Source organism: Virgibacillus carmonensis (assembly GCF_057836705.1).
Genome location: NZ_JBYQFJ010000171.1, coordinates 1 through 692 on the forward strand (window position 1 = coordinate 1; position 692 = coordinate 692).

At 35.5% G+C, this 692-nt stretch carries 1 pseudogene; it reads right to left on the reverse strand.

Annotated elements, in window-relative coordinates:
• Positions 1-280: 280 nt before the first annotated feature.
• A pseudogene (locus AC3G7N_RS21195) lies at positions 281-692 on the reverse strand (alpha/beta fold hydrolase); the annotation flags it as partial.

Consider the following 692-nt stretch of genomic DNA (forward strand, 5'->3'; position numbering starts at 1 on the left):
TATTGGAGAAGGATTTTACCATCTGTAAAGCTATTTCCTTCTGTGAAACTATTTCATTTGTCATCTGTATTCTCCCCTTTACTTTTTTACTCCTTTAATTGTATGCTTTATTTATGAGAATAACAAAGGTTCTGAATATAAAATTTAGCCTTAATTATTTTTCACTTCCTTCCATATCAATAATTTAATCGACTTCAACAAGATCTTCCCTATTTTAAATTGATCGGACAGAGACAACTCTTTTCAATCCAGCAACCCTTCTATGAAACAGGGTAGTAAACTATAATAGCTCCCCTAATCTTCTTTGAACAAATGAGGAGACTTCCGCGTTAAACGTTTCATATTCATCCACAAATATGTTATGGCTGCTTTTTTCAAAGATTACTAACTCACTGTCAGGAATTTTTTCTGCCATAAGCACGGAGTACTCTACTGGGCAAACCCAATCAAAGTGGCCCCCAGCAACTAATGTAGGGCATGTAATTTCACTTAATTGATCAACGAAGTCAAATGTTGCTATGAACTCTTGTCCTGCATTTGCTACTGACCAATTAAAAGTCGACCTTTCTTTCGCGATTGCCTTTTTTTCTTCTTCTGTTTTCACTTTTCCTCTCGATGAATAAGAATAAAGCGAATCCATCACAACCCAATATTCCGCCATTTCTTTTTCGGTCTTAATAGCTCCCTCAAAC